This is a genomic window from Hyphomonas beringensis (genome assembly GCF_000682755.1).
Lineage (GTDB): Bacteria > Pseudomonadota > Alphaproteobacteria > Caulobacterales > Hyphomonadaceae > Hyphomonas > Hyphomonas beringensis.
Genome location: NZ_AWFF01000073.1, coordinates 1 through 5,412, shown reverse-complemented (window position 1 = coordinate 5,412; position 5,412 = coordinate 1). Strand labels below are relative to the sequence as shown.

At 49.4% G+C, this 5,412-nt stretch carries 2 protein-coding genes and 1 pseudogene; all 3 read right to left on the bottom strand.

Annotated elements, in window-relative coordinates:
* Window positions 1-90: 90 nt before the first annotated feature.
* Window positions 91-654 (bottom strand): hypothetical protein, encoded by a 564-nt coding sequence (locus HY29_RS15400; RefSeq protein WP_034798565.1) that lies wholly within the window; start codon window positions 652-654, stop codon window positions 91-93.
* Entirely contained in the window at window positions 644-5,053 is a 4,410-nt protein-coding gene (locus tag HY29_RS15395) for an RHS repeat-associated core domain-containing protein (RefSeq protein WP_162176746.1), read from the bottom strand. The genes HY29_RS15400 and HY29_RS15395 overlap by 11 nt, the downstream gene beginning before the upstream one ends.
* A 245-nt stretch (window positions 5,054-5,298) precedes the next feature.
* Window positions 5,299-5,412: pseudogene (locus HY29_RS19955) on the bottom strand (IS6 family transposase); the annotation flags it as partial.

Here is a 5,412-nt window from a genome sequence, read left to right as displayed (position 1 = left end):
CCCGCCCTACGCCTCAAGCCCGTTTGCTCTGGCAATGCCCCCCCAGCCTAGTTCCACTGACATCTATCTAATCATTTCCCAATATTACTATCATTGGCGTTCTGGCTCATCGGGAGAAAAGAACTCAGGCCCCAAACTAAAAAGCCTAGCGCCAACTCCAATAAGAAGCCTAAAGCGGTAGATATTCTCTGCAGTCCTAGGGACATTCGTCAGCATCGCCAAAAGTACATTGCGGAGCTCGTCCACTTCACTAAGATCCGGAGGTGGGCATCGACGAAGTTCCACGAGTTTGTTCCACAGATTATCTTCCCCATCGATATACTTTTCTATTCGGTCGGTCACATCGGAACCAAACTGAAAAGGGACGAATCGTGGTAATGCCCACTGCAAAGGCACTCGTCCCTCATGTAGATAATTAGAACCAGACTGCTCCAACGCAATTCTTGTCAACTCGAATGCCTTACGAACAACCTGAGGGACGTCAGCTCCTACAATCACTGTTCCATCACTGTTATCGATGCCGTGGAGAAATCTTATGATTTGCCAACTATTTTCGCGCAAAGCGGGCTGTGATAGTTTCCAACTTATTCGCTTTCCATTTTCGCCAGTGAAGTAGGAATCAATTAACCAGCACTCACTCATATCAATCACCATACTGATTGTAACACCAGTTCCTTCGACCGGTCTCGCTGTACATCATCTCACAAGCCAGCTTGGCTGGCCCTCCATTTAAAACGTTTGTTTTAGTCTCCCAAGGTATCGTGTCACAAAAGCCTTGCCAGTCTTCATCAGTGCCACTCGCAGCAGCGAGACACTGATGCAGTCGCCGAGGATTGCCGCTTAATGGCTCGTAAGCCAAGGGAGGAGCGCGACAAATATTTCCGGCCTGATCACCAAACTCGGTGAAAACCGTATCTGAAAAAATCTTATTGTCTATTGTCCCATTTAGGGGTTCAGAAATCAAATCATCACAAAAGATGGTACACCCAATAGCTGCTAAAGCAGCTATAGCTGCTTCGCAACCACCACCAGAGCAAAGCAACGGCACTGCCAGCCACGCGAGCTCTCCAGTTGGGTCTACGTTTAGAAGAGGATCTTGATCGACATAGCCATAAACACTTTGACCAGCAAGTATACCCAGCGGATCAACTTCAATATAGCGTCCTAGCGCTGCATCATAATCACGATTCCAGTTCTGGTATAGTCCGGAACCTTCCTCCAGCCATTGCCCAAGGAAGCGGGCTTTCGGATCATCAGATACACCGCTTGTATAGACATATGTTCCGAATGGGGACGTTTCCCCACGCCAGACAACATTCGCAGTCTGATCCATAAGAACCAATGGCTGTCCGAGATGCCCAGTCTGCACATAGCGGACTGTTCCGGCTCCATCGACTTCCGCCACGAGTTGATCGCCTAGCCAGATATACTCGGCAATGACTTGACCTGTGCCACCATTATACTCGCCGAGCAGTTGACCTGAGGGCGCAAAAACAAAGTGCTGCACGCCTTCGCCTACTTGATCTCTCCACACCCTATGGCCGTAAGCATCATATTTGTAGCTTACTTCCGCCAGGCCATCGATCAAAACCGTCTCCAGGCGTCCAGCCTCATTATATGTGTAAGTGAAGACTTCACCACTTGGTCGAATATCCTGGTTTATATCGCCATCTGCTGAATAAGTGAGCGACCTGATGGGGGTGTTACTATCATCTACAATTCCAGAAAGCCGATTACTTGTGGCCGGATAGGTGTAAGTGTCCGTACTCACAGAACTGCCCGAAACATACAGCTCGCCTGATATCCGGTTTCCAACCGGATCATATGCCCACTCCACATCGCCCCAAGGGCCTGTAGCACGCTTGAGACGGCCATCCAAATGGTATGTGTACGTCGCACTTGCAGCAGGGTCCAGACCATCATCAATTGCGGAGATTCTGCCTGTTGCATTATAGCTGATAGCTTTCTCAAGCAGGCTCGTTGCAGAGAATGTGAGATTGACCCCGGTCAACCTATAGGAAGAATCCAAGGTCTGCTCCGCTGATACCCCGTTCCCATATATAAGACCGGTGATTGGTCCCATGGGCGCGCGTTCAATGGAGCTTACAATTTGAGTTAAGCCACCGCTTGAGCCCGGTCTGGTGCTGATGCCAATTATCCGCCCTTGATTATCATGGGAATAATGCAGCTCCCGCCCACTCGGCAGCGTCATTTGGTCGAGTTCGCCACTCGAACTATATTCGAATGCGAGACCATAAATATGTGCATCAAGAAAAATGGTAGCTTCAGTTAGATCTCCGAAGACATCATAAGCGTATGTTCGATTACTCGCCCCGCCACTGATTTCAGTTAAGCGCCCATCACCTGCATTCCCCGCCGTTGTATCATCATAGACATAGGTCAAATCCAGGCTTGGTTGGTCTGGGTAGGTCTCCGATACGATACGCCCCGCTGCATCATAGGCGTAATGGTTGTCATGCCCTTCTGCATCCAGCCGCCGCACCAATTGTCCAGCGTCATCATACCAATAATCGGTTATACTTCTGTCTGGACTGGTTTCGCGAATGACATCACCAAAGCCATTGCGAACATAAATTGTTGAAAGACTCCGCGCGTCTGTAAACTGGCTGAGATCATCAGAGTGCCCCCAATCCAGCTTTTGTTCATCGAGTTCCGGGTCGGTCTGAGAGATAACTCTATTGAGAGCATCAAAACCTCTCAACCAGCTTCTTCCAAGACCATCTGTTTCTGATACAAGGCGGTCTGATCGATCATAGGAAAACTGCCATAGATCCCCCGCTCCCCCAAGCAGCTCAATCACACGACCCAACTCATCATATGACATGACGGCATGCTTGGAACTTGTCTCCGACAAATCCGTGTAATCTACGCGCGTAACATTGCCGAGGAGGTCATACTCATACAGAGTTTTCTCACCTGCGCTGGCCGTCATCTGCGTAAGCCAGGCACTTTGATCATAGACATATGTGACCCAGCCTCCATTCGGGTAATCTATACGGGTCAGGTTGCCGGCTGCATCATAGGTGAAGTGGGTTGCTCGCTCTTCTGTTCCCGGGTTGAGAACAATAGACTCGACCCAGCCCCGCGGCGTGTAAGCCATATTGGTTACCAGACCCGCAGAATTGGTAATCTGTGTCGGCCTACCCATGCCATCGACTGAATTGACAGTGGTGATTAGGCCAACGGCATCCGTAACTGTTGCAAGATTACCGTAGGCATCATAGGTAAAATGAATTGTATCTGACGGCCCACTTCGCGGACCATCTACTGACATTAGCAACCCACCTGCACCCCATACATAGTTCCATGTGCGGGTTTCGCCGTTGGTAGAATAGGGAACTGTATGTGACGTCGTATCGGTCAGCTTCAGCTCTGTCAGGTTCCAGTTTGCATCATATACAAGATCAGTCGTCAGCCCTGTGCGTACGAGTTGAGTTGGTTTGCGCAGGGTCGTATCCCAAACAATATCAGTTGTCTCGGCATAGGCCGTACCCGCACCTCTTGTTATACTGGTCGGCAGGTTCTCAGAACTGTCGACGATACGTGTTGTCACTTGCCCTTCTCGGTCTGTTCTTGACGTCTCCAATCCATAGGAGTTGTAACCCACAGAGGATGTTGAAGCAGCGCAATTGGGAGAGACCATACCATCTATCGAGATCAATCTCTTTGCATTTCCGATATTCTGGTAGGTATAGTGGGCTTCCTTTCCCAAGGCATTGGTGACTGTTACCTCGGGCAGGTTTGGTGTTTTCTCTATGAGTGTATTTTCGCGTCCTTCCGGCCCAGCGCTTGATATAGCCCGCCATCCCGAACCGCCCCACTCATAGTCCCACCAGCGCATCCGAATCCCGCGCTCATCCGCACGACCTGTGAGATGTATGTAATACTGGGGATCTTCGTAGAAGTATGTAACTTCCGGGTTATCTTCATCCGTTAGCGGTGTATCGTCCGGGTAGATAACTTTCGAAAGGGCCGCATAGTGAATCCAGCCCGAATTCAAGACAAAAGAAATCCCAGCCCCAAGACAATGGCCTGTTGGACAATGCTCATACTCATAGCGATAGATGGATCCGTCTGGCGCAGTGACCTGACTCAATTCTCCTTTGTCATTGTATGCAAACCCAATAGTGTAACCATCGGTGTCGGTGACTGATTCAAGCATTCCGTCCACATCATAAACAAGGTCTATCTCATATCCATCAGGGTATCTGATTTTAGAAAGATTGATGTCAAAAGATGCCGCGCTGGGAAAAACAAAATCTCGCTCTACGCCTGACGGCTCTTTCAAAGTCAGCGAAGTCGAGGAGTTCTGTATAAGGTCATAACCCGCCAGATCGTTACGAGGGGAGTAAACACTGAACGATGTTGTATTCGGTCGCACGCCCGCGAGCACCCATTCCGCGTTCGCGCCAAACCCTTTCAACCGGAAACGAATATAGTGCCCTGACTCCAGCCGATATGTGAAGTAGCCATAATACCAGTCGAAATTTCCACCAACTTGAGGATGGAAGTTCGACGACCACCCCTTCCCAAGGGCCGTCGCATCGGTTTTGTTGCTATTATAAGTTCGCGTAAATTTCAGTCTTCCCCTTCCAACAACAAAATCTGTTTCCGTCTGGGTTTTGGCACCAGATAAAATGTCAATGGGATTTCCGGCCTTTTCGCAACTATTGAGCGCTGGCTCCCCGCATCTATTGTCATCATCCGTCTTACTTGTACCCGCGGGACACCTAAGAAATGTAAAGCCAGTTGTTCCCCAATATCCTGGTTCACCTCTATCCCATCCGCAAACCATACTCGTCGGCTCGCCCGTTTTATAGCTGTAACTCAGTTTATAATAATTTGGCGTTATATCGTGATCAGAATTCGCCGAGTAGCTTTGGTGAGATTCATAACAGGCCTGTTCCGGTGTCTCATAGAAACCTTCCTCATTCACGGCCTGCCAGTAAGCGCCTTGAGCAAGGGCCGAAAAACTCATCGTCAGACCAATCAATGTAAACAAGGCTACCCTGACCGGGATTGCCTTGCGCATTATCCAATAGAAACACCTGGAACTTGCTCGCTTTGGCATATTTCGATCTCCTCCGAATAAAGCCGGTGCCTCTCTACAGCGCGGCTTGCCCAGAGAGTTCTTCAACCTTAGCGGGATAGTCAAATGCAAACGGCTCGAAGGTCAACCTTATTCTGATAAATTTCGAATAGTTTTTCTTGACTGCACGTGGCAGGTACTTTCGGACGAATTCGAACCAGTCTCCGTTTTTCGCGGACGAGCAGGTCTCAGGCAGCGGCTAATTCGCGCCATTCGACAAGAGTGGCGTCACGTAGCGATTTGAACCTGGCCCTGATTTCGATGCTCCTTTGATGATTGAAGTGATTGTACACAGACGAATG

Excerpts from the sequence above, each read along its gene's own strand:
- HY29_RS15395 (WP_162176746.1), bottom strand. The coding sequence starts at position 5,053 with ATGCGCAAGGCAATCCCGGTCAGGGTAGCCTTGTTTACATTGATTGGT.
- HY29_RS15400 (WP_034798565.1), bottom strand. The coding sequence starts at position 654 with ATGGTGATTGATATGAGTGAGTGCTGGTTAATTGATTCCTACTTCACT.